Annotated in this window: 22 protein-coding genes; 18 read left to right on the forward strand and 4 right to left on the reverse strand. The window is 72.4% G+C overall.

Annotated features, from left to right (window positions below):
- The first annotated feature begins 68 nt into the window (after nucleotides 1-68).
- The 9 genes from lepB (ACZ6ZT_RS25690) (at nucleotide 69) to ACZ6ZT_RS25730 (ending at nucleotide 7,981) form a co-directional block, all read left to right on the forward strand.
- Entirely contained in the window at nucleotides 69-992 is a 924-nt protein-coding gene (gene lepB, locus ACZ6ZT_RS25690) for a signal peptidase I (protein ID WP_469722262.1), read from the forward strand.
- 42 nt (nucleotides 993-1,034) lie between these two features.
- Nucleotides 1,035-1,799: a signal peptidase I gene (gene lepB / locus ACZ6ZT_RS25695; RefSeq protein WP_469722263.1), complete on the forward strand. Its 765-nt coding sequence runs from the start codon at nucleotides 1,035-1,037 to the stop codon at nucleotides 1,797-1,799.
- Nucleotides 1,789-2,313, forward strand: coding sequence for an NUDIX hydrolase (locus ACZ6ZT_RS25700; RefSeq protein WP_469722264.1), 525 nt, complete (start codon nucleotides 1,789-1,791; stop codon nucleotides 2,311-2,313). Before lepB (ACZ6ZT_RS25695) ends, ACZ6ZT_RS25700 begins: the two co-directional genes overlap by 11 nt.
- A 55-nt stretch (nucleotides 2,314-2,368) precedes the next feature.
- Nucleotides 2,369-2,677, forward strand: a complete 309-nt coding sequence (locus ACZ6ZT_RS25705) for a DUF2469 domain-containing protein (RefSeq protein ID WP_214947872.1) — start codon at nucleotides 2,369-2,371, stop codon at nucleotides 2,675-2,677.
- A 164-nt stretch (nucleotides 2,678-2,841) separates the two neighbouring features.
- Nucleotides 2,842-3,213 carry a YraN family protein gene (locus ACZ6ZT_RS25710; protein WP_469722266.1) on the forward strand — a complete coding sequence of 124 codons (372 nt, stop codon included), beginning with the start codon at nucleotides 2,842-2,844 and terminating at the stop codon, nucleotides 3,211-3,213.
- Nucleotides 3,213-4,841, forward strand: a complete 1,629-nt coding sequence (locus ACZ6ZT_RS25715) for a YifB family Mg chelatase-like AAA ATPase (protein ID WP_469722267.1) — start codon at nucleotides 3,213-3,215, stop codon at nucleotides 4,839-4,841. Before ACZ6ZT_RS25710 ends, ACZ6ZT_RS25715 begins: the two co-directional genes overlap by 1 nt.
- A 212-nt stretch (nucleotides 4,842-5,053) precedes the next feature.
- Complete coding sequence (dprA, locus tag ACZ6ZT_RS25720; RefSeq protein ID WP_469722356.1) at nucleotides 5,054-6,298, forward strand: DNA-processing protein DprA; 1,245 nt, start codon at nucleotides 5,054-5,056, stop codon at nucleotides 6,296-6,298.
- 209 nt (nucleotides 6,299-6,507) lie between these two features.
- Nucleotides 6,508-7,344: an RNA polymerase sigma factor WhiG gene (gene whiG, locus ACZ6ZT_RS25725; RefSeq protein ID WP_469722268.1), complete on the forward strand. Its 837-nt coding sequence runs from the start codon at nucleotides 6,508-6,510 to the stop codon at nucleotides 7,342-7,344.
- Between the two features lie 70 nt (nucleotides 7,345-7,414).
- Nucleotides 7,415-7,981, forward strand: a complete 567-nt coding sequence (locus ACZ6ZT_RS25730; RefSeq protein WP_469722358.1) for a TetR/AcrR family transcriptional regulator — start codon at nucleotides 7,415-7,417, stop codon at nucleotides 7,979-7,981.
- Here the strand turns inward: ACZ6ZT_RS25730 and ACZ6ZT_RS25735 are convergent.
- The gene (locus ACZ6ZT_RS25735) at nucleotides 7,978-8,448 is read right to left on the reverse strand and encodes a M23 family metallopeptidase (RefSeq protein WP_469722269.1); all 471 of its coding nucleotides are present in this window, start codon (nucleotides 8,446-8,448) and stop codon (nucleotides 7,978-7,980) included. The two genes, ACZ6ZT_RS25730 and ACZ6ZT_RS25735, sit on opposite strands and share 4 nt — an antisense overlap.
- 250 nt (nucleotides 8,449-8,698) lie before the next feature.
- Between ACZ6ZT_RS25735 and rpsB the strand changes: the two genes are divergently transcribed.
- The 9 genes from rpsB to ACZ6ZT_RS25780 all read left to right on the forward strand — a co-directional run bounded on the left by rpsB (nucleotide 8,699) and on the right by ACZ6ZT_RS25780 (nucleotide 18,596).
- The gene (rpsB, locus tag ACZ6ZT_RS25740) at nucleotides 8,699-9,649 is read left to right on the forward strand and encodes a 30S ribosomal protein S2 (RefSeq protein ID WP_469722270.1); all 951 of its coding nucleotides are present in this window, start codon (nucleotides 8,699-8,701) and stop codon (nucleotides 9,647-9,649) included.
- Nucleotides 9,650-9,788: 139 nt separating this feature from the next.
- A complete protein-coding gene (tsf, locus tag ACZ6ZT_RS25745; protein ID WP_469722271.1) occupies nucleotides 9,789-10,625 on the forward strand; it encodes a translation elongation factor Ts in 837 nt (278 codons plus the stop codon).
- Nucleotides 10,626-10,787: 162 nt separating this feature from the next.
- Nucleotides 10,788-11,567, forward strand: a complete 780-nt coding sequence (gene pyrH / locus ACZ6ZT_RS25750) for a UMP kinase (protein ID WP_469722272.1) — start codon at nucleotides 10,788-10,790, stop codon at nucleotides 11,565-11,567.
- Nucleotides 11,568-11,663: 96 nt separating this feature from the next.
- Nucleotides 11,664-12,221 (forward strand): ribosome recycling factor, encoded by a 558-nt coding sequence (frr, locus tag ACZ6ZT_RS25755; RefSeq protein WP_008737589.1) that lies wholly within the window; start codon nucleotides 11,664-11,666, stop codon nucleotides 12,219-12,221.
- Nucleotides 12,221-13,297, forward strand: coding sequence for a phosphatidate cytidylyltransferase (locus ACZ6ZT_RS25760; RefSeq protein ID WP_469722273.1), 1,077 nt, complete (start codon nucleotides 12,221-12,223; stop codon nucleotides 13,295-13,297). The genes frr and ACZ6ZT_RS25760 overlap by 1 nt, the downstream gene beginning before the upstream one ends.
- Before the next feature lie 137 nt (nucleotides 13,298-13,434).
- Nucleotides 13,435-14,547 (forward strand): dual-specificity RNA methyltransferase RlmN, encoded by a 1,113-nt coding sequence (rlmN, locus tag ACZ6ZT_RS25765; protein ID WP_469722274.1) that lies wholly within the window; start codon nucleotides 13,435-13,437, stop codon nucleotides 14,545-14,547.
- A gap of 250 nt (nucleotides 14,548-14,797) precedes the next feature.
- Nucleotides 14,798-15,898 (forward strand): thiamine ABC transporter substrate-binding protein, encoded by a 1,101-nt coding sequence (locus tag ACZ6ZT_RS25770; protein ID WP_469722275.1) that lies wholly within the window; start codon nucleotides 14,798-14,800, stop codon nucleotides 15,896-15,898.
- 56 nt (nucleotides 15,899-15,954) lie between these two features.
- On the forward strand, nucleotides 15,955-17,571 hold the full coding sequence (locus ACZ6ZT_RS25775) for an ABC transporter permease (protein ID WP_469722360.1): 1,617 nt from the start codon (nucleotides 15,955-15,957) through the stop codon (nucleotides 17,569-17,571).
- The gene (locus ACZ6ZT_RS25780) at nucleotides 17,571-18,596 is read left to right on the forward strand and encodes an ABC transporter ATP-binding protein (RefSeq protein ID WP_469722276.1); all 1,026 of its coding nucleotides are present in this window, start codon (nucleotides 17,571-17,573) and stop codon (nucleotides 18,594-18,596) included. Before ACZ6ZT_RS25775 ends, ACZ6ZT_RS25780 begins: the two co-directional genes overlap by 1 nt.
- A 14-nt stretch (nucleotides 18,597-18,610) precedes the next feature.
- On the opposite strand, the gene ACZ6ZT_RS25785 is transcribed toward ACZ6ZT_RS25780, so the two are convergent.
- Genes ACZ6ZT_RS25785 through ACZ6ZT_RS25795 form a run of 3 tightly spaced genes read right to left on the reverse strand, consistent with a single transcriptional unit; the run spans nucleotide 18,611 to nucleotide 21,518 of the window.
- On the reverse strand, nucleotides 18,611-19,858 hold the full coding sequence (locus tag ACZ6ZT_RS25785; RefSeq protein ID WP_469722277.1) for a cytochrome P450: 1,248 nt from the start codon (nucleotides 19,856-19,858) through the stop codon (nucleotides 18,611-18,613).
- Between the two features lie 9 nt (nucleotides 19,859-19,867).
- Complete coding sequence (locus ACZ6ZT_RS25790; protein ID WP_469722278.1) at nucleotides 19,868-21,262, reverse strand: NAD(P)/FAD-dependent oxidoreductase; 1,395 nt, start codon at nucleotides 21,260-21,262, stop codon at nucleotides 19,868-19,870.
- On the reverse strand, nucleotides 21,252-21,518 hold the full coding sequence (locus tag ACZ6ZT_RS25795) for a ferredoxin (RefSeq protein WP_469722279.1): 267 nt from the start codon (nucleotides 21,516-21,518) through the stop codon (nucleotides 21,252-21,254). The genes ACZ6ZT_RS25790 and ACZ6ZT_RS25795 overlap by 11 nt, the downstream gene beginning before the upstream one ends.
- Between the last annotated feature and the right edge of the window lie 26 nt (nucleotides 21,519-21,544).

The following is a 21,544-nucleotide window of genomic DNA, read 5'->3' on the forward strand; positions in this document are numbered from 1 at the left end:
GAGGGGAGGACCCGTCGACCGATCCGGTGCGGGACGCGAATTCCGATTGAGGAGTGGATGTGGGGGATGTGGCGGTAGGCGCCCGATCCGGACGCGATGAGGGCGAGGAGCGGCCGGACGACGCCGTCGAGCGCGACACCGAGGCCAAGGCCGAGGACGGCGGTGCGGTCGCGCGCCCGCAGCGTTCGTTCTGGAAGGAGCTTCCGCTCCTCATCGGTATCGCCCTGCTGCTGGCCCTGCTGATCAAGACGTTCCTGGTGCAGGCGTTCTCGATCCCATCCGACTCGATGCAGAACACCCTCCAGCGCGGTGACCGGGTGCTGGTCGACAAGCTGACCCCGTGGTTCGGCTCGGAGCCCGAGCGCGGTGAGGTCGTGGTCTTCCACGACCCGGCGGACTGGCTCGCGGGCGAGCCCACTCCCGAGCCCAACATCGCGCAGAAGGCCCTCAGCTGGATCGGTCTGATGCCGTCCGCCGAAGAGAAGGACCTGATCAAGCGGACCATCGCCATCGGCGGCGACACGGTGGAGTGCAAGAGGGGAGGACCGGTCGTCGTCAACGGCAAGGAGCTGGACGAGCCGTACATCTACCCGGGCAACACCCCGTGCGACGACGCCCCCTTCGGCCCGATCACCGTGCCCAAGGGCAAGATCTGGGTGATGGGCGACCACCGCCAGAACTCGCAGGACTCCCGCTACCACATGCAGGACTCCACCCAGGGCTTCGTGCCGGTCGACAAGGTCGTCGGGCGGGCCGTGGTCGTCGCCTGGCCGGTCACCCGGTGGGCCACGCTCCCGGTCCCCGACACCTTCGACCAGCCCGGTATCAACCACCAGGCGGCGGCGACCGCTCTCGGCCTCGGCGCCTCCGGACTCGCCCCGGTCGGGCTCGGTCCGGTCGGGCTCGGTCCGTCCGCGCTGGGCGTCGTGGGCGCGGTGCCCGTCGTGCTCTGGCGGCGGCGGAGGCTGACCAAGGGCCGTACCGCCCGGTAGGGTGCCGCCCAGGTCGACGATCTCCGATGCGGGGGCGCTGCAATGGGCGGAACACAGTCAATACGCGGGACCACCGGTGGCCGCGGCGGGCTCGGCAACGTGCTGTCGGGCATCGCCGTGGCCATCGGTTTCGTACTCTTCCTGGGCGGTTTCGTCTGGGGCGCGCTGGTGTACCAGCCGTACACGGTGCCGACCGACTCGATGGTGCCCACCGTGCGCCCGAACGACCGGGTGCTGGCGCAGCGCATCGACGGCGGCGAGGTGCGGCGCGGTGACGTGGTCGTCTTCACCGACACGGAGTGGGGCGCCTCGCCCATGGTCAAGCGGGTCATCGCCGTGGGCGGCGACACCGTCCGTTGCTGCGGCCAGGGCGGCCGGCTGACCGTGAACGGCACCGCGCTCGACGAGCCGTACCTCGACGACGCGGGCAGCGAGATCGCGGCGATCGGGACGGGCGGCGCCCGGTTCGAGGTGAAGGTGCCCGACGGCAACCTCTTCCTGATGGGCGACCACCGCACCGCCTCGCTCGACTCCCGCGCCCATCTCCAGGAGGCCGGTCAGGGAACCGTGCCGCGGTCGGCGGTGTCGGCCCGGGTCGACGCGCTGGCGTGGCCGTCCATGAAGATGCTGGACCGGCCGGCGACGTTCGCCGCCCTGCCCGGCGGGGTGTCCGGGCCCGGACCGCTGCGGCTCCAGGTGGCCGCGGTGGTGGGCGGCGCGGCCCTGGTGCTGCTGGGGGCGGCCTACGGGCCCCTCGTACGGATCCTCGGACGCGGACGGCGGCGGGAGCCCTCCGGTGCCCGCTGAGTCCGGCGCGGGCGGGCCGGGACCGGGGCCGGCGGCGCCGCGGAAGGTGTCGCGGGTGATCCTGCTGGACCCGGCGGACCGGATCCTGCTGCTGCACGGCTTCGAACCGTCCGATCCGGCCGACGACTGGTGGTTCACGCCCGGCGGCGGGCTGGAGGGCGACGAGACGCGCGAGCAGGCGGCGCTGCGGGAGCTCGCGGAGGAGACGGGGATCACAGAGGTCGAGCTGGGGCCGGTGCTGTGGCACCGGTACTGCTCCTTCCCCTTCGACGGCCGGCGCTGGGAACAGGACGAGTGGTACTTCCTCGCCCGTACCGACCGGACGCGGACCCTGACGGGCGGGTTCACCGAACTGGAACGGCGCAGCGTCACGGGAGCCAGGTGGTGGACCTCCGGGGAACTGCTGGCGGCTCGTGAGACGGTGTACCCGACCAGACTCGCCGAGCTGCTGCGCACGCTGCTCGACGACGGTCCCCCGGGTGCTCCGGTGGTCCTGGCCCCGGAAATCGTTTAGGGGCGCACGGCGCTGGCGCACAATAGGGGGACGCACGGCTGAAGGGGAACATGCCATGAGTGCCGAGGACCTCGAAAAGTACGAGACCGAGATGGAGCTGAAGCTCTATCGGGAGTACCGCGACGTCGTCGGGCTGTTCAAGTACGTGATCGAGACCGAACGTCGTTTCTATCTGACCAACGACTACGAGATGCAGGTGCACTCGGTCCAGGGGGAGGTCTTCTTCGAGGTCTCCATGGCTGACGCCTGGGTCTGGGACATGTACAGGCCCGCCCGCTTCGTCAAGCAGGTGCGGGTGCTGACCTTCAAGGACGTGAACATCGAGGAGCTCAACAAGAGCGACCTCGAACTTCCCGGCGCCTGACCGGGCACGGGTGGCCGCCGGCGCTCGCCGGCCGCCCGCGCCCGGCGATCCGGACGACCCGCTCACCCTGAAGGGTGAGCGGGATTTCCACAACGGCGGAGTTGTCCACCAAGATCCACTCGGGGGACGGGAACGCGGGACTCTCGGCACGGAGGTGGTGCCGGATGAACGCGAAGGGCGTGGCACAGCAGGCATTGGGGCGGTACGGCGAGGACCTCGCCGCGCGACGGCTGACCGAGTCGGGGATGACGGTGATCGCCCGGAACTGGCGGTGCCGGGCCGGGGAGATCGACATCGTCGCGCGGGAGGGGGACGCCCTCGTCGTGTGCGAGGTCAAGACGCGCCGGGCCGGCGGCTTCGAGCACCCCATGGCGGCCGTCCGGGCCGGCAAGGCCGACCGGCTGCGCAGGCTCGCCGGGCGGTGGCTCGCCGACCACGGCGGACCGCCCCCGGGCGGCGTGCGGATCGACCTCGTGGCGGTCCTGCTGCCACGGCGCGGCGCGGCCCGGGTGGAGCACGTCAGGGGGGTGGCCTGATGGGTTTCGCGCGGGCCTGCTCGGTGGCCCTGGTGGGCGTCGAGGGCGTCGTGGTGGAGGTGCAGGCCGACCTGGAGCCGGGGGTCGCCGCCTTCACCCTGGTGGGGCTGCCCGACAAGACCCTGGTCGAGAGCCGTGACCGGGTGCGGGCGGCCGTGGTGAATTCCGGCGCGGCCTGGCCGCAGAAGAAGCTGACGGTCGGACTCAGCCCGGCGTCGGTGCCGAAGGGCGGTGCGCATTTCGACCTGGCCGTCGCGGTGGCGGTTCTCGGGGCCGCCGAGGTGGTCGATCCGGGAGCCATCGCGGATCTGGTGCTCATCGGGGAGCTGGGCCTCGACGGCCGGGTCCGCCCCGTGCGCGGGATCCTGCCCGCGGTGCTGGCCGCCGCCGAGGCCGGGTACCGGCAGGTGGTGGTGCCCGAGCAGTGTGCGGGGGAGGCCGCCCTGGTTCCCGAGGTGTCCGTCCTCGGCGTGCGGAGCCTGCGGCAGCTGATCGCGGTCCTCACCGACGGGGTGGTGCCCGAGGAGGAGCCGGACCGGGCGGGGCGCCCCGACCCGATGCTGGCGGGGCTGGTGGTACCGGGCGCCGGGCTCGGTACGGGGCTGGCGCGGGGCGGGGGCGAGAGCGCCGAGGTCCCCGACCTGGCCGACGTCGCGGGCCAGCACCGGGCCCGCCGGGCTCTGGAAGTGGCCGCCGCCGGGGCCCACCACCTGTTCCTCAGCGGGCCCCCGGGCGCGGGCAAGACCATGCTGGCCGAGCGGCTGCCGTGGATCCTGCCGCCGCTCACCCGACAGGACTCACTGGAGGTGACGGCCGTCCACTCCGTCGCGGGAATCCTGCCGCCCGGCGAACCGCTGGTCGGCCGGCCCCCGTACTGCGCCCCGCACCACTCCGCGACCATGCAGTCCCTGGTCGGCGGCGGGGCCGGAATCCCCAGGCCGGGGGCGGTCTCGCTGGCCCACCGAGGGGTGCTCTTCCTGGACGAGGCCGCGGAGTTCAGCGGCAAGGCGCTGGACGCCCTGCGGCAGCCCCTCGAAGCGGGGCACGTGGTCATCGCCCGGGCCGCGGGGGTGGTAAGGCTGCCGGCCCGCTTCCTGATGGTCCTCGCGGCCAACCCCTGTCCCTGCGGCCGGTACAGCCTCCAGGGGGCGGGCTGCGAGTGTCCCGCCTCCGTGGTCCGGCGCTACCAGGCCCGGCTGTCGGGGCCGCTGCTCGACCGGGTCGACCTCCGCGTCGAGGCGGAGCCGGTCACCCGCTCCGACCTGCTGGGGCGGGGTGGCCGGGGCGAGGCCACCGCCACCGTCGCGGACCGGGTACGCGAGGCCCGCGACCGGGCCGCCGCCCGGCTGGCCGACACCCCGTGGCGGCTCAACTCCGAGGTGCCCGGGCATGAGCTGCGCACCCGCTGGCCGGCCGGTCCCGGGGCGCTGGCCCTGGCCGAGCGGGACCTGGAGCGCGGACTGCTCACCGCCCGGGGGCTGGACCGGGTGCTGCGCGTCGCCTGGACCGTGGCCGACCTGCGGGGGCGCGACCGCCCCGACGCGCTGGACGTGGCCGTCGCACTGGAGCTGCGCACCGGCATCGCCCGCGGGGCGGTCCTGGCGACTGGAGCGGAGGCAACGCCATGACGACCGACGACGTCACCCGCGAGCCCGCCCCGGACGCCCTCACCCCACGGGCAGGGCCGGGCCAGCAGATGCCAGTGCGGCGGGAGAACGCCGGACCGGAGCCACCCGCCCACCCGGAAGAGCCCGGGCGGGAGGCGCCCGCGGGGGCAGAGGCCTTGCCGAAGCCGCTGGCCGGGGCGGAGCGACCCGGGCCGGAGGAGCCGGTGCCGGACGTGCCGGCCAGCGCGGATGGGGCCCGTGCGGGGACATCGGCTCCGGAGAAGGAGTGTGGGCCGGAGGGGGGCGCGGGGGAGGTGGGGGATGAGGGGCTTGCGCGGGTTGCGTTGACGCGGGTGTTGGAGCCCGGGGACGAGCATGGGGGGCGTTGGCTGCGTGAGTTCGGTGCCGTCGGGCTGATGCGTCTGCTGACCGGGCCCGGGGCGGAGTGCCGGGTGCTGACCGGGGTGGGTTCCGAGCGGCTCGCCGGGTACCGGAGACGGGCCGCCGTCGCGGACCCCCGGCGGGACCTGGCGGAGGCCGCCCGGGCGGGCTGCCGGTTCGTCTGTCCGGGGTCGGCGCAGTGGCCGACCCAGCTGGACGACCTCGGGGACGCTCGGCCCGTCGGGCTGTGGCTGCGGGGCCACCCCGACCTGCGGGCCTGGGCGCTGCGCTCGGTCGCCGTAGTCGGGGCCCGCGCGTGCACCCCGTACGGGGCCCACATGGCGCAGACCCTCGCCGCCGGGCTCGCCGAGCGCGGCTGGGTGGTGGTCTCGGGGGCCGCCTACGGGATCGACGGCGCCGCGCACCGGGGCGCCCTCGCCTCCGGCGGGGCCACCGCCGCGGTGCTGGCCTGCGGGGTCGACGTCTGCTATCCGCGCGGCCACGCCGGGCTCCTCGGCGGGATCGCCCGCGCGGGGCTGGTGCTGGGGGAGCTGCCGCCCGGCAGCCATCCCACCCCGAGCCGGTTCGTGCTGCGCAACCGGGTCATCGCCGCCCTGACCCGGGGGACCGTCGTCGTGGAGGCGGCCCACCGCAGCGGCTCACTGGTCACCGCCCGCCGGGCCCAGCAGCTCGGGCGCCTCACCATGGGCGTCCCCGGGCCCGCCACAAGCGGTCTGTCGGCCGGCGTCCACGAACTGCTGCGCGGCGGGGCGGAGCTCGTCACCGACGCCGCCGAGATCGTCGAACTCGTCGGAGCCATCGGCGAACTGGCCCCCGCCCGGCGGGGACCCGTACTCGCGAGGGACCTCCTGCACCCGGCCGCCGCACGGGTGCTCGAAGCCCTCCCGGCGGGCCGGGCCGCCGCACCGGAGGAGATCTCGCTCGCCGCGGGCACCGGCACCGATGAAGTCATCGGCAGACTGTACGAACTTCACTCCCTGGGGTTCGTCGAACGGCAGGGCGACGGCTGGCGGTTGACTCCGCGTACGCCGGGAGAGGGGGAGCAATCCCGGACCGACCGGCGGGGCGGTCGTTGACCTGGGGTGTTCCGGTGAAAGAGTGAAGGCGATGAGAGACGCGGTCTTCCCGGTGGCCCTAGCCGGGACCGAGCGCCAGGCGCCGGTCCCGGGCCGCCCGCGCGAGTCCGGGCGCCGCCCGGCCCCCGGGTCATCCCGTACTCTTCGCGCACCGCGACACTTCCGTCACGCTACGCTCCCAAGGAATCCCGCTCCGGCAAAGGCGAAGCATGCCCCAGCACACCTCAGGGTCCGACCGCGCTGCGGTGCCCCCCGCTGCCCGTGGCGGCGTGCGGTCCACCGCGCCCTCGTCCCTGGAGCTGCTCTGGCGCTCATACAAGGAGTCGGGTGACGAACGCCTGCGGGAGCAGCTGATCCTGCACTACTCGCCGCTGGTGAAGTACGTGGCGGGCCGGGTGAGCGTCGGCCTGCCGCCCAACGTCGAGCAGGCCGACTTCGTCTCCTCCGGGGTCTTCGGACTCATCGACGCGATCGAGAAGTTCGACATCGAACGCTCCATCAAGTTCGAGACGTACGCGATCACCCGCATCCGCGGCGCGATGATCGACGAGCTGCGGGCGCTGGACTGGATCCCGCGCTCGGTACGCCAGAAGGCGCGGGCCGTGGAGCGCGCCTACGCCACGCTGGAGGCCCAGCTGCGGCGGACCCCCACCGAGAGCGAGGTCGCGGGCGAGATGGGGATCGGGGTGGAGGATCTCCACACCGTCTTCAGCCAGTTGTCCCTCGCCAACGTGGTCGCCCTCGAAGAACTGCTGCACGCCGGCGGGGAGGGCGGCGACCGGCTGTCCCTGATGGACACCCTGGAGGACCACGCCGCCGACGACCCGGTGGAGGTGGCCGAGGACCGCGAGCTGCGCCGGCTGCTCGCCCGGGCCATCAACACGCTCCCCGAGCGGGAGAAGACGGTGGTCACCCTCTACTACTACGAGGGCCTCACCCTCGCCGAGATCGGCAACGTCCTGGGCGTCACCGAGAGCCGGGTCAGCCAGATCCACACCAAGTCGGTGCTCCAGCTGCGGGCCAAGCTCGCCGACGTCGGCCGCTGACCGCCGCACGGGCACGGACCTTGCGCGCCCTCCGTACAGTGGTGGCGTGCCCAGGATTCGAGCGGCCTCCGTGGCCGAGCACCGGTCGATGCAGCGCGGCGCCCTGTTGGACGCGGCGCGTTCCCTGCTGTCCGAAGGCGGGACCGACGCCCTGACCTTCCCCGCCCTCGCGGAGCGCACCGGGCTCGCCCGGTCGTCCGTGTACGAGTACTTCCGGTCGCGCGCGGCCGTCGTCGAAGAGCTGTGCGCGGTGGACTTCCCCGTCTGGGCCGCCGAGATCGAGGCCGCGATGGAGGCCGCGCGGACGCCGGAGGCCAAGATCGAGGCGTACGTGCGCAGCCAGCTGGGGCTGGTCGGGGACCGCCGCCACCGTGCGGTGGTGGCGATCTCGGCCAGTGAGCTGGACGCGGGGGCGCGCGAGAAGATCCGCGCCGCGCACGGGAGCCTGGTGGCGATGATCGTCGAGGCCCTGGGCGCCCTCGGCCAGGCGGAGCCGCGGCTGGCCGCGATGCTCCTGCAGGGCGTCGTGGACGCCGCCGTACGCCGCATCGAGCTCGGCGCCGCCGAGGATCCCGCGGTGGTGACCGAGACCGCCGTCGCCATGGCCCTGCGGGGCGTGCGGGGCGGCCCGTCCTAGCCGCCCGGTGCCGTCGGCGCGGGCAGCAGCCGGGGGGTGGGGCGGGGGAGCAGGGTGAGCGGGTCGAGGTAGACGTCCGCCCCGGTCAGCAGGCCCCAGTGCAGGCAGGGGCCCGGGCAGTGGGAGCCGTCCGTCAGCACCGCCACCTCCTGCCCCGCCGTGACCGCCTCCCCCTCCGCCACCAGCGGCCGCACCGGCTCGTACGTCGTACGCAGGCCTCCCGGAAGGGTGAGCGAGAGCACCCCGCGGCCCGCGACCTGCCCGGCGTAGTGCACCCGCCCGGGGCCGACGGCCCGTAGCCGCGCCCCCACCGGGGCCGACAGGTCCACCCCGCGGTGACCGGCCGCGTACGGCGTCGGCGGCGGGTCCCACCAGCGGGCGACGGACAGCGGCGCGGGCAGCGGCCGGACTCCCGGGAGGAGGGTCTGGGAGAGCGCCAGGATCACGGTGAGCAGCAGTGTCGTCATGCCCTCAGGGTCGCGCGCGGCCGGCGGCGGACGGCCGCGCCTGTGGATGACCGAAGGGGTGTGGACAACGGCGTCACCCGGCATACCGCCGGGTCCCGTACACTTCTTGTGGCGATCCGGGTCACCGGGTCGACTTCGCACGCCCCAGCATCGGCCGGAAACGGCCTGGTGAAAGCGTCTCTCGGTCCCTTCTGCGGGGCAGGGCGCGGCGGGGCGTCAGGAACCAAACCGAGAAAACAAGGAGATGGCCATGGCCGTCGTTACGATGCGGGAGCTGCTGGAAAGCGGCGTCCACTTCGGTCACCAGACCCGTCGCTGGAACCCGAAGATGAAGCGCTTCATCTTCACCGAGCGCAACGGCATCTACATCATCGACCTGCTCCAGTCGCTGTCGTACATCGACCGCGCCTACGAGTTCGTGAAGGAGACCGTCGCGCACGGTGGCTCCATCATGTTCGTCGGTACCAAGAAGCAGGCGCAGGAAGCCATCGCCGAGCAGGCGACGCGCGTCGGCATGCCGTACGTCAACCAGCGGTGGCTCGGTGGCATGCTCACCAACTTCTCCACCGTCTACAAGCGCCTCCAGCGTCTGAAGGAGCTTGAGGCGATCGACTTCGAGGACGTCGCCGCCTCGGGTCTCACCAAGAAGGAGCTCCTGGTCCTCTCCCGCGAGAAGATCAAGCTGGAGAAGACCCTCGGTGGTATCCGCGAGATGTCGAAGGTTCCCAGCGCCGTCTGGATCGTCGACACCAAGAAGGAGCACATCGCGGTCGGTGAGGCGCGCAAGCTGCACATCCCCGTCGTCGCGATCCTCGACACCAACTGCGACCCCGACGAGGTCGACTACAAGATCCCGGGCAACGACGACGCGATTCGCTCCGTCACCCTGCTCACCCGCGTGATCGCCGACGCCGTCGCCGAGGGCCTCATCGCCCGCTCCGGCGCTGCGACCGGTGACTCGAAGCCGGGCGAGAAGGCCGCCGCCGAGCCGCTCGCCGAGTGGGAGCGCGACCTGCTCGAGGGTGAGAAGAAGGCCGACGACGCCGAGGCCCCGGCCGCCGACGTCGACGCCGCCAAGGTGGACGCCGACGCCGCCGCCGAGGTCGCCGCCGAGGTCACCCCGGCCGCCGAGGCCACCGAGGCTCCGGCCACCGAGGCTCCGGCCGTCGAGGCTCCGGCCGCCGACGCCGAGCAGGCCTGACCCACCCACTGAGGGAGCCCGGCGTTCATCCGCCGGGCACCCGCAGCACGGACGATGACGGCGGGGGAGCCGCGCCACGAGCGCGACTCCTCCGCCGTTCACCCGTAGATCCACGACTTCGAGAGAGAATCACAGACTCATGGCGAACTACACCGCCGCTGACGTCAAGAAGCTCCGCGAGCTCACCGGCGCCGGCATGCTGGACTGCAAGAACGCGCTCGTGGAGGCCGACGGCGACGTCACCAAGGCCAACGAGATCCTGCGCGTCAAGGGCCTGAAGGGTGTCGCCAAGCGCGAGGGCCGTTCCGCCGAGAACGGTGCCGTCACCTCCCTGATCGCCGACGACGCCACCTCCGGTGTGCTCGTCGAGCTGAAGTGCGAGACCGACTTCGTCGCGAAGAGCCCGAAGTTCCTGGCCGTCGCCGACCAGCTCGCCGCCCACGTGGCCGCCTCCAAGCCGGCGGACATCGAGGCGCTGCTGGCGTCCGAGATCGAGCCCGGCAAGACCGTCCAGGCGTTCGTGGACGAGGCCAACGCCAACCTCGGCGAGAAGATCGTCCTGGACCGCTTCGCGGCGTACGAGGGTGCCTTCGTGGCCTCCTACATGCACCGCACCATGCCCGACCTGCCCCCGCAGATCGGTGTCCTGGTCGAGCTGGACAAGGCCGACGCCGAGCTGGCCAAGGGCATCGCCCAGCACATCGCCGCCTTCGCGCCGAAGTACCTCACCGCCGACGAGGTCCCGGCCGAGATCGTCGAGTCGGAGCGCCGCGTCGCCGAGGAGACCACCCGCGCCGAGGGCAAGCCCGAGGCCGCGATCGCCAAGATCGTCGAGGGTCGCGTCAACGGCTTCTTCAAGGACGCCACGCTGCTCGGCCAGCCGTACGCGCTGGACAACAAGAAGTCCGTCCAGAAGGTCCTGGACGAGGCCGGTGTCACCCTGAAGCGCTTCACCCGCATCAAGGTCGGCATCTGAGTCCGTCCGTACGCGACGGACACCGGACCCCGGTAGGGTCTGAAGCAGTCGTCCGCGTCCGCGCGAGGCGACCGCAGATCTGACGAGGAGGCCATTGCCGTAGAGGGAACCGCGAGGACCCACCGGCAATGGCCTTCTTCGTATGTGCACGAGGAGATCTCCATGAATCAGGGCGTGGACCCCCACACCGCTTCCCACGACAAGAGCGACCACGAGAAGAAGGGTCGCCGCTTCATGCTGAAGCTGTCCGGCGAAGCCTTCTCGGGCGGCGGCGGGCTGGGTGTCGACCCCGACGTCGTGCACGCCATCGCCCGCGAGATCGCGGCCGTGGTACGAGACGGCGCCGAGATCGCGATCGTGATCGGCGGCGGCAACTTCTTCCGCGGCGCCGAGCTGCAGCAGCGCGGCATGGACCGGGCCCGGTCCGACTACATGGGCATGCTCGGCACCGTCATGAACTGCCTCGCCCTCCAGGACTTCCTGGAGAAGGAGGGCATCGACAGCCGGGTGCAGACCGCGATCACCATGGGCCAGGTCGCGGAGCCGTACATCCCGCTGCGCGCCGTCCGGCACCTGGAGAAGGGCCGCGTCGTGATCTTCGGCGCCGGCATGGGCATGCCGTACTTCTCCACCGACACCACGGCCGCCCAGCGTGCCCTGGAGATCGACGCCGAGGCCCTCCTCATGGGCAAGAACGGTGTCGACGGGGTCTACGACTCCGATCCGAAGACCAACCCGGACGCGGTGAAGTTCGACGCGCTGGAGTACAGCGAGGTGCTGTCCCGGGACCTCAAGGTCGCCGACGCCACGGCCATCACGCTGTGCCGCGACAACGCGCTGCCGATCCTGGTCTTCGAACTGCTCGCCGAGGGCAATATCGCCCGCGCCGTCAAGGGTGAGAAGATCGGCACGCTCGTGAGCGACCAGGGCACCCGGGCCTGAGCCCCGCCGCGGCCCGGCTCCGGCCGGGCCCGGTCCGGGCGGCTCGCACCGCCCCGCCAGCCTGAACCATCCATATCTGACATGCAGGAGCACGTGGTGATCGAAGAAATCCTCCTCGAAGCCGAGGAGAAGATGGAGAAGGCCGTCGTCGTCGCCAAGGAAGACTTCGCCGCGATTCGCACGGGACGTGCGCACCCGGCGATGTTCAACAAGATCGTGGCGGACTACTACGGCGCCATCACGCCCATCAACCAGCTCGCGTCCTTCGCGGTGCCCGAGCCGCGCATGGCCATCGTGACGCCGTTCGACGCGTCCGCCCTGCGCAACATCGAGCAGGCCATCCGCGACTCCGACCTCGGCGTCAACCCGAGCAACGACGGCCGCATCATCCGGGTGACCTTCCCCGAGCTGACGCAGGACCGCCGCAAGGAGTACATCAAGGTCGCGCGCACGAAGGCCGAGGACTCCAAGGTCTCCATCCGCGCCGTCCGCCGCAAGGCCAAGGACGCCCTCGACAAGCTCGTCAAGGACAAGGAAGCCGGCGAGGACGAGGTGCGCCGCGCGGAGAAGGAGCTCGACGACACCACCGCGAAGTACGTCGCGCAGGTGGACGAGCTGCTGAAGCACAAGGAAGCCGAGCTGCTCGAAGTCTGATGAACGACTCTCCCTGGGCCGCGGAGCCGGTCGCGGCGGGTCCCGCATACGATGCGCTGGTGGGCCCGCAGACTCGGCCCATGCCCATCGTGCCCGATGCCGCCGGCCGTGACTTCGACGACCGGGAAGCACGCGATCGGGGGGCCGCCGCATTCGGCGGCCCCCCGTTCCGCGCCGAGACGCCGCCGCAGGAGCCCATGCCCAGCCCCCCGCCTCCGCCATCGCAGGCACCGCAGGACGCCTCCCCGCCACCGCCGAAGAAGCGCGCGGGCCGGGATCTGCGGGCCGCCATAGGGGTCGGTGTCGGCCTCGGTGCGGTGATCTTCGCTTCGCTGTTCATCGTCAAGGCGGTCTTCGTCGGCGTGATCGTCGTCGCCGTCGTGGTCGGCCTGTGGGAGCTCACCTCCCGGCTCCAGGAGAAGAAGGGCATCAAGGCCCCGCTCGTCCCGCTCGCGGTCGGCGGCGCGGCCATGGTCATCGCGGGATACGTCCGCGGGGCCGAGGGCGCCTGGGTGGCGATGGCGCTCACCGCGCTGGCGGTGCTCGTCTGGCGGATGACCGAACCGCCCGAGGACTACCTCAAGGACGTCACGGCGGGCGTCTTCGCGGCGTTCTACGTGCCCTTCCTGGCCACCTTCGTCGCGATGCTGCTCACCGCCGACGACGGCCCCCAGCGGGTCGTCACCTTCCTGGTGCTGACCGTGGTCAGCGATACGGGTGCCTACGCGGTGGGCTGGCGCTTCGGCAAGACCAAGCTGGCTCCGCGCATCAGCCCGGGGAAGACCCGCGAGGGCCTCGCCGGGGCGGTGGCCTTCGCGATGGCGGCCGGCGCGCTGTGCATGGAGTTCCTGGTCGACGACGGTGCCTGGTGGCAGGGCCTGCTGCTGGGCCTCGCGGTCGCGGTCAGCGCCACCCTGGGCGACCTGGGCGAGTCGATGATCAAGCGGGACCTCGGGATCAAGGACATGGGCACGCTGCTCCCGGGCCACGGGGGGATCATGGACCGGCTCGACTCGCTGCTGCCGACCGCCCCGGTGGTCTGGCTGCTGCTCGCGGCCTTCGTGGGCACCGGCTGACCCGCCGGACCCCATCGACCGGCTGCCCCGCCTGACCTGCCCGACCTGTGAAAAGGCGGCGTGATACGCCGGGCGGTTACCCTTGAAGGGCGCGCTGCTTCTGCGGCGCGCCTTTCGTCTTACAAGGAGTACCTGCCATGGCCCGCCCCGTTCCGGGTGAACTCACCTTCGTCGCGCCTCGCGGGGCCAAGAAGCCGCCCCGGCACCTCGCCGACCTGACCCCGGCCGAGCGCCGGGAGGCGGTGGCCGCGATCGGCGAGAAGCCGTTCCGGGCCAAGCAGCTCTCCCAGCACTACTTCGCCCGTTACGCGCACGACCCGGCCGAGTGGACCGACATCCCCGCCGGATCGCGCGAGAAGCTCCAGCAGGAGCTGCTGCCGGACCTGATGTCGGTGATCCGGCACATCTCGTGCGACGAGGACACCACCCGCAAGACCCTGTGGAAGCTGCACGACGGCACGCTCGTCGAGTCCGTGCTGATGCGCTACCCCGACCGGGTCACGATGTGCATCTCCTCGCAGGCCGGCTGCGGGATGAACTGCCCGTTCTGCGCCACCGGCCAGGCCGGTCTGGACCGCAACCTCTCCACCGCCGAGATCGTGCACCAGATCGTCGACGGCATGCGCGCCCTGCGCGACGGCGAGGTCCCCGGCGGCCCGGCCCGGCTGTCGAACATCGTCTTCATGGGCATGGGCGAGCCGCTGGCCAACTACAACCGCGTCGTCGGCGCCATCCGCCGCCTCACCGACCCGGAGCCCGACGGCCTCGGCCTGTCGCAGCGCGGCATCACCGTCTCCACCGTCGGCCTGGTCCCGGCCATGCTGCGCTTCGCCGACGAGGGCTTCAAGTGCCGCCTCGCGGTCTCGCTGCACGCGCCCGACGACGAGCTGCGCGACACCCTCGTCCCGGTCAACACCCGCTGGAACGTCCGCGAGGTCCTCGACGCGGCCTGGGAGTACGCGGAGAAGTCCGGCCGCCGCATCTCCATCGAGTACGCCCTGATCCGCGACATCAACGACCAGGCCTGGCGCGGTGACCGGCTCGGCCGGCTGCTCAAGGGCAAGCGCGTACACGTCAACCTGATCCCGCTGAACCCGACCCCGGGCTCGAAGTGGACCGCCTCGCGCCCCGAGGACGGCAAGGCCTTCGTCGAGGCCATCGCGCGGCACGGCGTACCCGTGACCGTACGGGACACCCGCGGTCAGGAGATCGACGGGGCGTGTGGCCAGCTGGCCGCCTCGGAGCGCTGAGTTCCGGCCAGGAACGGCCGCAATCGGCCGCGGGGTACCCTGTGGCCGGACAACTTCATCATTCCGACAGGGGAGCGCCACAGCGCTGAGAGTGCGGTAAGCATCCGCAGACCCTCTGAACCTCGCCCCGGTCATTCGGGGTAGGAAGTTCGGTCATCACTCAAGCTGTTGCGCCCTGCCCGGCGTCCGCTTCCGCGGAGCGCCGGGCGGGGCCGCGTCTTCTCCTGGACATCCCAGGAGGAATTCACCAGTGAGCACCACCAAGAAGATCGCGGGCGCCGCGCTCGCGGCGGCGCTGGGCGTCAGCACGCTCACCGCCTGCGGCGGCGGCGACGCCAAGGACAAGCCCGCGGGCGCGGGCGACGCCCCGAAGTCCAAGACGATCACCCTGGTCTCCCACGACTCCTTCAACGTGACCCAAGCGGTCCTCAAGGAGTTCGAGCAGCAGAGCGGCTACACCGTCAAGGTCCTGAAGTCCGGGGACGCCGGCGCCGCCCTCAACCAGGAGATCCTCACCAAGGGCTCCCCGCGCGGCGACGTCTTCTTCGGTGTCGACAACACGCTGTTCTCGCGCGCGCTCGACAACGGGATCTTCACCCCGTACCAGGCCAAGGGACTGGACCAGGTCAAGCCGGAGTTCCTGCTCGACCAGCAGCACCGCGTCACCCCGGTCGACTCCGGTGACATCTGCGTCAACTACGACAAGCAGTACTTCGCCGACAAGAAGACCGCCCCGCCGCAGACGCTGGACGACCTGGTCAAGCCGGAGTACAAGAACCTGCTGGTCACCGAGAACGCCGCGACCTCCTCGCCCGGCCTCGGCTTCCTGCTCGCCTCCGTCGGCAAGTACGGCGAGGACGGCTGGAAGGACTACTGGAGCAAGCTCAAGGCCAACGGCGTCGAGGTCGTCGACGGCTGGGAGCAGGCCTACAACGAGCGCTTCTCCGGCTCCGCGGGCGGCAAGAAGGCCAAGGGCGACCGGCCGCTGGTCGTCTCGTACGCCTCCAGCCCGCCGGTCGAGGTCCTCTACGGCGAGCCGCAGCCGGCCGAGGCCCCCACGGGCGTGGCCACCGGCACCTGCTTCCGCCAGGTCGAGTTCGCGGGCCTGCTCAAGGGCGCGAAGAACGAGGAGGGCGGCAAGGCCCTCATCGACTTCCTGGTGAGCAAGAAGTTCCAGGAGGACATGCCGCTCCAGATGTTCGTGAACCCGGTGGTCAAGGACGCGAAGCTGCCGGAGCTGTTCACGAAGCACGGCGTGGTCGTCGAGAAGCCGGAGACGGTCGCCCCCGACGCCATCGCCAAGAACCGTGAGCAGTGGGTCAAGGCATGGTCTTCGCTCGTCGTGAAGTAGCGCGGCAGGACTCCCCGAAGGAGGGCGGGCGCGCCACGGCCGTCCGGCTGGCCCTGATGGCCGTGCCGCTCGCCTTCTTCGGGCTGTTCTTCGCCTATCCCGTGGCCGCGATCGTCGGGCGCGGCCTGAAGACGGACGCGGGCTGGCAGTTCGGCCGGGCCGGCGAGGTGCTGACCCGGCCCGACATCGCCGGGGTGCTGTGGTTCACCACCTGGCAGGCGCTGGCCTCCACCGCGCTGACCCTGCTGATCGCGCTGCCCGGCGCGTACGTCTTCGCCCGGTTCGACTTCCCGGGCAGGCAGCTGCTGCGCGCCCTGGTCACCGTGCCGTTCGTGCTGCCGACCGTGGTCGTCGGCACGGCGTTCCTGGCGCTGGTCGGACGGGGCGGGCTGCTGGACGAGCTGTGGGGGGTGCGGCTCGACACCACCGTCTGGGCGATCCTGCTCGCGCACGTCTTCTTCAACTACGCCGTCGTCGTCCGGACGGTCGGCGGGCTGTGGGCCCAGCTCGACCCGCGCCAGGAGGAGGCCGCCCGGGTGCTGGGCGCGGGCCGCTTCGCCGCCTGGCGGCGGGTGACCCTGCCCGCGCTGGCACCGGCCGTGGCCGCCGCCGCGCTGATGGTGTTCCTGTTCACCTTCACCTCGTTCGGCGTCGTGCAGATCCTCGGCGGGCCCGCGTACTCCACCCTGGAGGTGGAGGTCTACCGGCAGACCGCGCAGCTCCTGGACCTGCCGACGGCCGCCGTGCTGACCATGGTGCAGTTCGCCGCCGTCGGCCTGATCCTCCTCGTGCACGCCCGGACCGTGCGCGGGCGCGAGAGCGCGCTGCGGCTCGTGGACCCGGCGCGCACCGCGCACCCGCCGCGCGGGTGGGCGCAGCGCGGCCTGCTCGGCGGGGTGCTGCTGACCGTGCTGCTGCTGATCGTGGCGCCGCTGGCGGTGCTGGTGGAACGGTCCTTCGACGCGCCCGGCGGATACGGGCTGGGCTTCTACCGGGCGCTCCAGGACGCGGGCGCCGGGGGCGGGACGTTCCTGGTGCCGCCGCTGGAGGCGATCTGGAACTCCCTCCAGTACGCGCTCGCCGCCACCGCCATCGCCCTGCTGATCGGCGCCCTCGCGGCCGCCGCGCTGACCCGGCGCGGGGGGAGGTTCGTACGGGGCTTCGACGCGCTGCTGATGCTGCCGCTCGGGGTGTCCGCCGTGACGGTGGGCTTCGGCTTCCTGATCACCCTGGACGAGCCCCCGCTGGACCTGCGGACCTCCTGGATCCTGGTGCCGCTGGCGCAGGCGCTCGTCGGCGTCCCCTTCGTGGTGCGCACCATGCTGCCCGTGCTGCGGGCCGTGGACGCCCGGCTGAGGGAGGCGGCGGCCGTGCTCGGCGCCTCGCCGCTGCGGGCCTGGCGGGAGGTGGACCTGCCGCTGGTGCGGCGGGCGCTGCTGATCGCGGCGGGCTTCGCCTTCGCGGTCTCGCTGGGCGAGTTCGGGGCGACGGTGTTCATCGCGCGGCCGGACCACCCGACGCTGCCGGTGGCGGTGGCCCGGCTGCTGGGGCGGGCCGGGGAGATGAACTACGGGCAGGCCATGGCCCTGAGCACGATTCTGATGCTGGTGTGCGCGGTGTCCCTGCTGGTGCTGGAGCGGCTGCGCCCGGCCACGACCTCGGGAGAGTTCTGATGACCCTGCTCCGGCTCGAAGGGGTGACGGTCCGCTTCGGCGACCGGGCGGTCGTGGACGCGGTGGACCTCGCGGTCGCCGAGCACGAGACCGTCTGCGTACTGGGGCCGAGCGGCAGCGGCAAGTCCACCCTGCTGCGGGTGGTGGCCGGGCTCCAGCCGGTGTCCGGCGGGCGGGTGCTGCTCGGCGGCGCCGACCAGGCCGCGGTGCCGGTGCACCGGCGGGGGGTGGGCCTGATGTTCCAGGACCACCAGCTGTTCCCGCACCGGGACGTCGGCGGCAACGTCGCCTTCGGGCTGCGCATGCGGGGGGTGGCGGGCGCGGCCCGGGCGGCCCGGGTCACCGAGCTGCTGGAGCTGGTCGGGCTGCCGGGCGCCGGGGGCCGGGCGGTGGCCTCGCTGTCGGGCGGCGAGCAGCAGCGGGTCGCCCTGGCCCGGGCGCTGGCGCCGTCGCCACGGCTGCTGATGCTGGACGAGCCGCTGGGGCAGCTCGACCGGGGGCTGCGGGAGCGGCTCGTCGTGGAACTCCGCTCGCTCTTCTCCCGGCTGGGCACCACCGTGCTCGCCGTCACCCACGACCAGGGCGAGGCCTTCGCGCTGGCCGACCGGGTCGTGGTGATGCGGGAGGGGCGCATCGCCCAGGCCGGCACCCCGCTGGAGGTGTGGCAGCGGCCGGCGTCGGAGTTCGTGGCGCGCTTCCTCGGCTTCGAGAACGTGGTCCCGGCGACGGTGGCGGCGGGCGCGGCGGCGACCCCGTGGGGCAAGGTGCCGGTGCCGGCCGGAGCCCCGGAGGGCGAGCGGCAGCTGCTGGTCCGCCCGGCCGGAGTGGTCCTCGGGCCGGACGGGCTGCGCTGCGAGGTGGTCTCCCGTACGTTCCGCGGCGCCCATGTGGCGCTGCTGCTGCGGCCGGAGAGCGGCCCCGTGCTGGAGGCCGAGTGTGAGCTGGCGGGGGCCCCGGCAGTGGGCGACCGGGTCTCGGTGGGGTTCCGCCCGGCCGAGGTGGTCGTCCTGCCCGGGGCCCCGTAACGCGGGGCCGGACGTCAGGGCCTGATGCCGTCGCAGGCGATCGGCAGGTGGCGCGGGCCGCGGAGCACCGCGTTCTGGCGGTACACGGGCGGGTCCGCGAGCAGCCGGGGGTTCTCCAGCCTGCGGGCCAGCTCGCTCAGGGCCAGCTGCGCCTCCTGCCGGGCCAGCGGCGCACCGAAGCAGCTGTGGATGCCGCTGCCGAGGCCCAGGTGCTGGACGTCCCGCCGGTCCGGGTCGAAGCGGTCGGGGTCCTCGAACCGCAGCGGATCGCGGTTTCCCGCGGCCAGGATCAGCCAGAGCGAGGCGCCCTTGGGCACCGTGACGCCCCGTACCTCGACGTCGGTGAGGGTGGTGCGCTGCGGGACCAGCTGCACGGGGGGCTCGTAGCGCAGCAGTTCCTCCACGAGCGGGACGGACAGTTCCGGGTCGTCGCGCAGCCGTTCCAGGACCTCGGGGTGGCGCAGCAGCGTCAGCATGCCGTTGGTGATCAGGTTGACGGTGGTCTCGTGACCGGCGATGAGCAGCAGCGCCGCCGTGCTCAGTACCTCCATCGTGGTCATCGTGCCGTCCGGGCCACTGCCGGTGGCCAGCTCCGAGAGCATGTCGCCGGTCGGGTGCTTGCGCCGCTCCTCGATCAGTCCCGACAGGTACATGCCGAGTTCCATACGGGAGTCGTGCGTACGCCTCTCGCGCTCCCTCGGGTCGGCGTCCGGATCCGGGTCCAGACTCGCCGCGAGGGTGTCCGCCCACACGTGGAACTTGGGCTCGTCCTCGCTCGGTACGCCCAGCAGCCGGCAGATCACCGTCACGGGGAAGGGGTACGAGAACTGCTCGACCAGATCGATCTCGCGCGCGTCGCCCGTCTGCTCGATCCGGTCGATCAGCCCCTTGACGATGTCGTGCAGCTCGCCGCGCATGTCGTGGATCCGGTGCGGGGAGTGCGGCGGTCCGAAGGGCCGGTTGGTCATGCGGCGCAGCCGGTCGTGCTCGGGCGGGTCGAGCTTGAGGAAGGACGGCGGCAGGACCGACTCCTCCTCCCCGCCCGGCTCGGCCAGCGGATCGTGCGCCGACGCGGCCAGGTTGCGGGCGTCGGAGCTGATCCGCGGGTCGTGCAGCAGGCCCTGGATGTCGTAGTACGTACTGACGACGAACGGCCCGGAGCCGTCGTGGTAGACCGGCGTCTTGCGGAGCTCCTTGTAGAGCGGGTACGGATCGGCCCGGTGGGAGTAGTCCAGGATCTGCCGCAGGATGTCTTGGGTCATGGGGGATCCTCAGTGACGGGCGGGCGTGAACGTGATGCGCCGGTCTGCGGGCGAGTAGCCCGAGAGCGTGATCGTCGGGCCGTGCGTGGGCACCGACGGGTCCGGGAAGTCCGCGGGCAGCGGCTTGTTGCCCTCGGGGCGCCGGTCCATCGTGGGGAACGGCGGCGGGAACGGCGCGGTCTCCTCGATCTGCCGCTCGTAGAACTGCAGCCAGCGGGAGTTGTCGAAGGTCACCGCCGCGATGACCCGGCCCTGGTAGCCGTAGACGCCGGTGAAGCGCCGCTCGTCCCGGGACCCCTGGGTGATGACGATCTCCGTGCCCATCGACGGGACCCCGACCGACTTGATGCTGACGCCGAACTGGGAGGACCAGAACGCCGGGACCCACAGGTGGGGCCGCCGGTCCACGCTCTCGCTGAGCATGTTGTGCGCGGCCGTCTCGGCCTGCGCGACGGCGTTGCCCCAGTGCTCCAAGGAGAGGAACTGGTAGCCGAACAGCGCGTGCGGGGAGCGTGCCACGTCACCCGCCACGTAGATGTCGTCCGTGACGATGCCCCGGATGTCGAACGCCCGGCAGCCGGCGTCGCAGGCGATGCCGCGCGGACCCGCCCCGAGGCCGGACCCGGCCAGCCATTCGGTGTTGCGCATCGCGCCGAGCGAGACGATGACCACGTCGGCTTCGAGCGAGGTGCCGTCAGAGAGGTGCGCCGCGCGGACCCGCCCCGAGGAGTCGCCCTCCAGGCCGGTCACCATGACCCCGGTCCGCAGGTCGACGCCGTGCTCCCGGTGCATCTGCGCCGCCACCTCGCCGATCACCCCGCCGAGCGCGCCGACCAGCGGCGCCGCCCCGCGCTCGGCGACCGTCACGGGGATGTCGCGCTCACGGCAGGCGGAGGCGATCTCCGAGCCGGTGAACCCGGCGCCGATCACCAGCACCCGGCGCGGGCCGGCCGCCAGCGCCCGCTCCAGGCCGACGGCGTCGTCGCGAGTGCGCAGTACGAAGACCCCGCGCAGCGACGCCTGGTCCTCGTGCGGCCACGGGCGGGCCCGTACGCCGGTGGCGATCAGCAGCCGGTCGTACTCCACCGCGTCGCCGTCGTCGAGCAGCACCGTGCGGGCCGCCATGTCCAGGCCGCTCGCCGGGACCCCGAGCCGCCAGGTGGCGTCGATGTCGCGGCGCCGGGGGAGCAGGGTCCGCTCCGCGGCGGCCTTGCCGAGCAGCACCTGCTTGGACAGCGGGGGCCGGTCGTAGGGCTCGTACGGTTCGTCGCCGATCATCGTGAGGGAACCGGCGAACCCCTTCTCGCGCAGGGTCTCGGCGGCCCGCAGACCGGCCAGCGAAGCGCCGACCACCACGATGCGCCCCTCGCGCCTGAGCCGCTCCAGGGTCCCGTCACCGGTCACGGTGCGCCTCCGGTGCGGACGGGGCCTGCGGTGCGGACGCGGCCTGCGGTGCGGAGAGGGATCCGTTGACCGCGTCGACCAGGATGGCCCGTACGGGGCAGGCGTGGACGGCGCGCTCGACGTTCTCCCGCTGCTCGTCGGCGGCCTGCGGATCGTAGAGCAGGGACTCCTCGCCGTGCATGGTGAACACCTCGGGCGCGAGGAACGCGCACTGCGCGTAGCCCTGGCAGCGGTTGAGGTCGACGACAAGCCTCATGAGGCATCAGCCCTTCCGTGGCCCGA

It is taken from the genome of Streptomyces sp. NPDC102258 (assembly GCF_055584685.1).

Excerpts from the sequence above, each read along its gene's own strand:
- lepB (WP_469722263.1), top strand. The coding sequence starts at position 1,035 with ATGGGCGGAACACAGTCAATACGCGGGACCACCGGTGGCCGCGGCGGG.
- ACZ6ZT_RS25705 (WP_214947872.1), top strand. The coding sequence starts at position 2,369 with ATGAGTGCCGAGGACCTCGAAAAGTACGAGACCGAGATGGAGCTGAAG.
- ACZ6ZT_RS25710 (WP_469722266.1), top strand. The coding sequence starts at position 2,842 with ATGAACGCGAAGGGCGTGGCACAGCAGGCATTGGGGCGGTACGGCGAG.
- ACZ6ZT_RS25715 (WP_469722267.1), top strand. The coding sequence starts at position 3,213 with ATGGGTTTCGCGCGGGCCTGCTCGGTGGCCCTGGTGGGCGTCGAGGGC.
- whiG (WP_469722268.1), top strand. The coding sequence starts at position 6,508 with ATGCCCCAGCACACCTCAGGGTCCGACCGCGCTGCGGTGCCCCCCGCT.
- ACZ6ZT_RS25735 (WP_469722269.1), bottom strand. The coding sequence starts at position 8,448 with ATGACGACACTGCTGCTCACCGTGATCCTGGCGCTCTCCCAGACCCTC.
- rpsB (WP_469722270.1), top strand. The coding sequence starts at position 8,699 with ATGGCCGTCGTTACGATGCGGGAGCTGCTGGAAAGCGGCGTCCACTTC.
- tsf (WP_469722271.1), top strand. The coding sequence starts at position 9,789 with ATGGCGAACTACACCGCCGCTGACGTCAAGAAGCTCCGCGAGCTCACC.
- pyrH (WP_469722272.1), top strand. The coding sequence starts at position 10,788 with ATGAATCAGGGCGTGGACCCCCACACCGCTTCCCACGACAAGAGCGAC.
- ACZ6ZT_RS25760 (WP_469722273.1), top strand. The coding sequence starts at position 12,221 with ATGAACGACTCTCCCTGGGCCGCGGAGCCGGTCGCGGCGGGTCCCGCA.
- rlmN (WP_469722274.1), top strand. The coding sequence starts at position 13,435 with ATGGCCCGCCCCGTTCCGGGTGAACTCACCTTCGTCGCGCCTCGCGGG.
- ACZ6ZT_RS25775 (WP_469722360.1), top strand. The coding sequence starts at position 15,955 with ATGGCCGTGCCGCTCGCCTTCTTCGGGCTGTTCTTCGCCTATCCCGTG.
- ACZ6ZT_RS25780 (WP_469722276.1), top strand. The coding sequence starts at position 17,571 with ATGACCCTGCTCCGGCTCGAAGGGGTGACGGTCCGCTTCGGCGACCGG.
- ACZ6ZT_RS25785 (WP_469722277.1), bottom strand. The coding sequence starts at position 19,858 with ATGACCCAAGACATCCTGCGGCAGATCCTGGACTACTCCCACCGGGCC.
- ACZ6ZT_RS25795 (WP_469722279.1), bottom strand. The coding sequence starts at position 21,518 with ATGAGGCTTGTCGTCGACCTCAACCGCTGCCAGGGCTACGCGCAGTGC.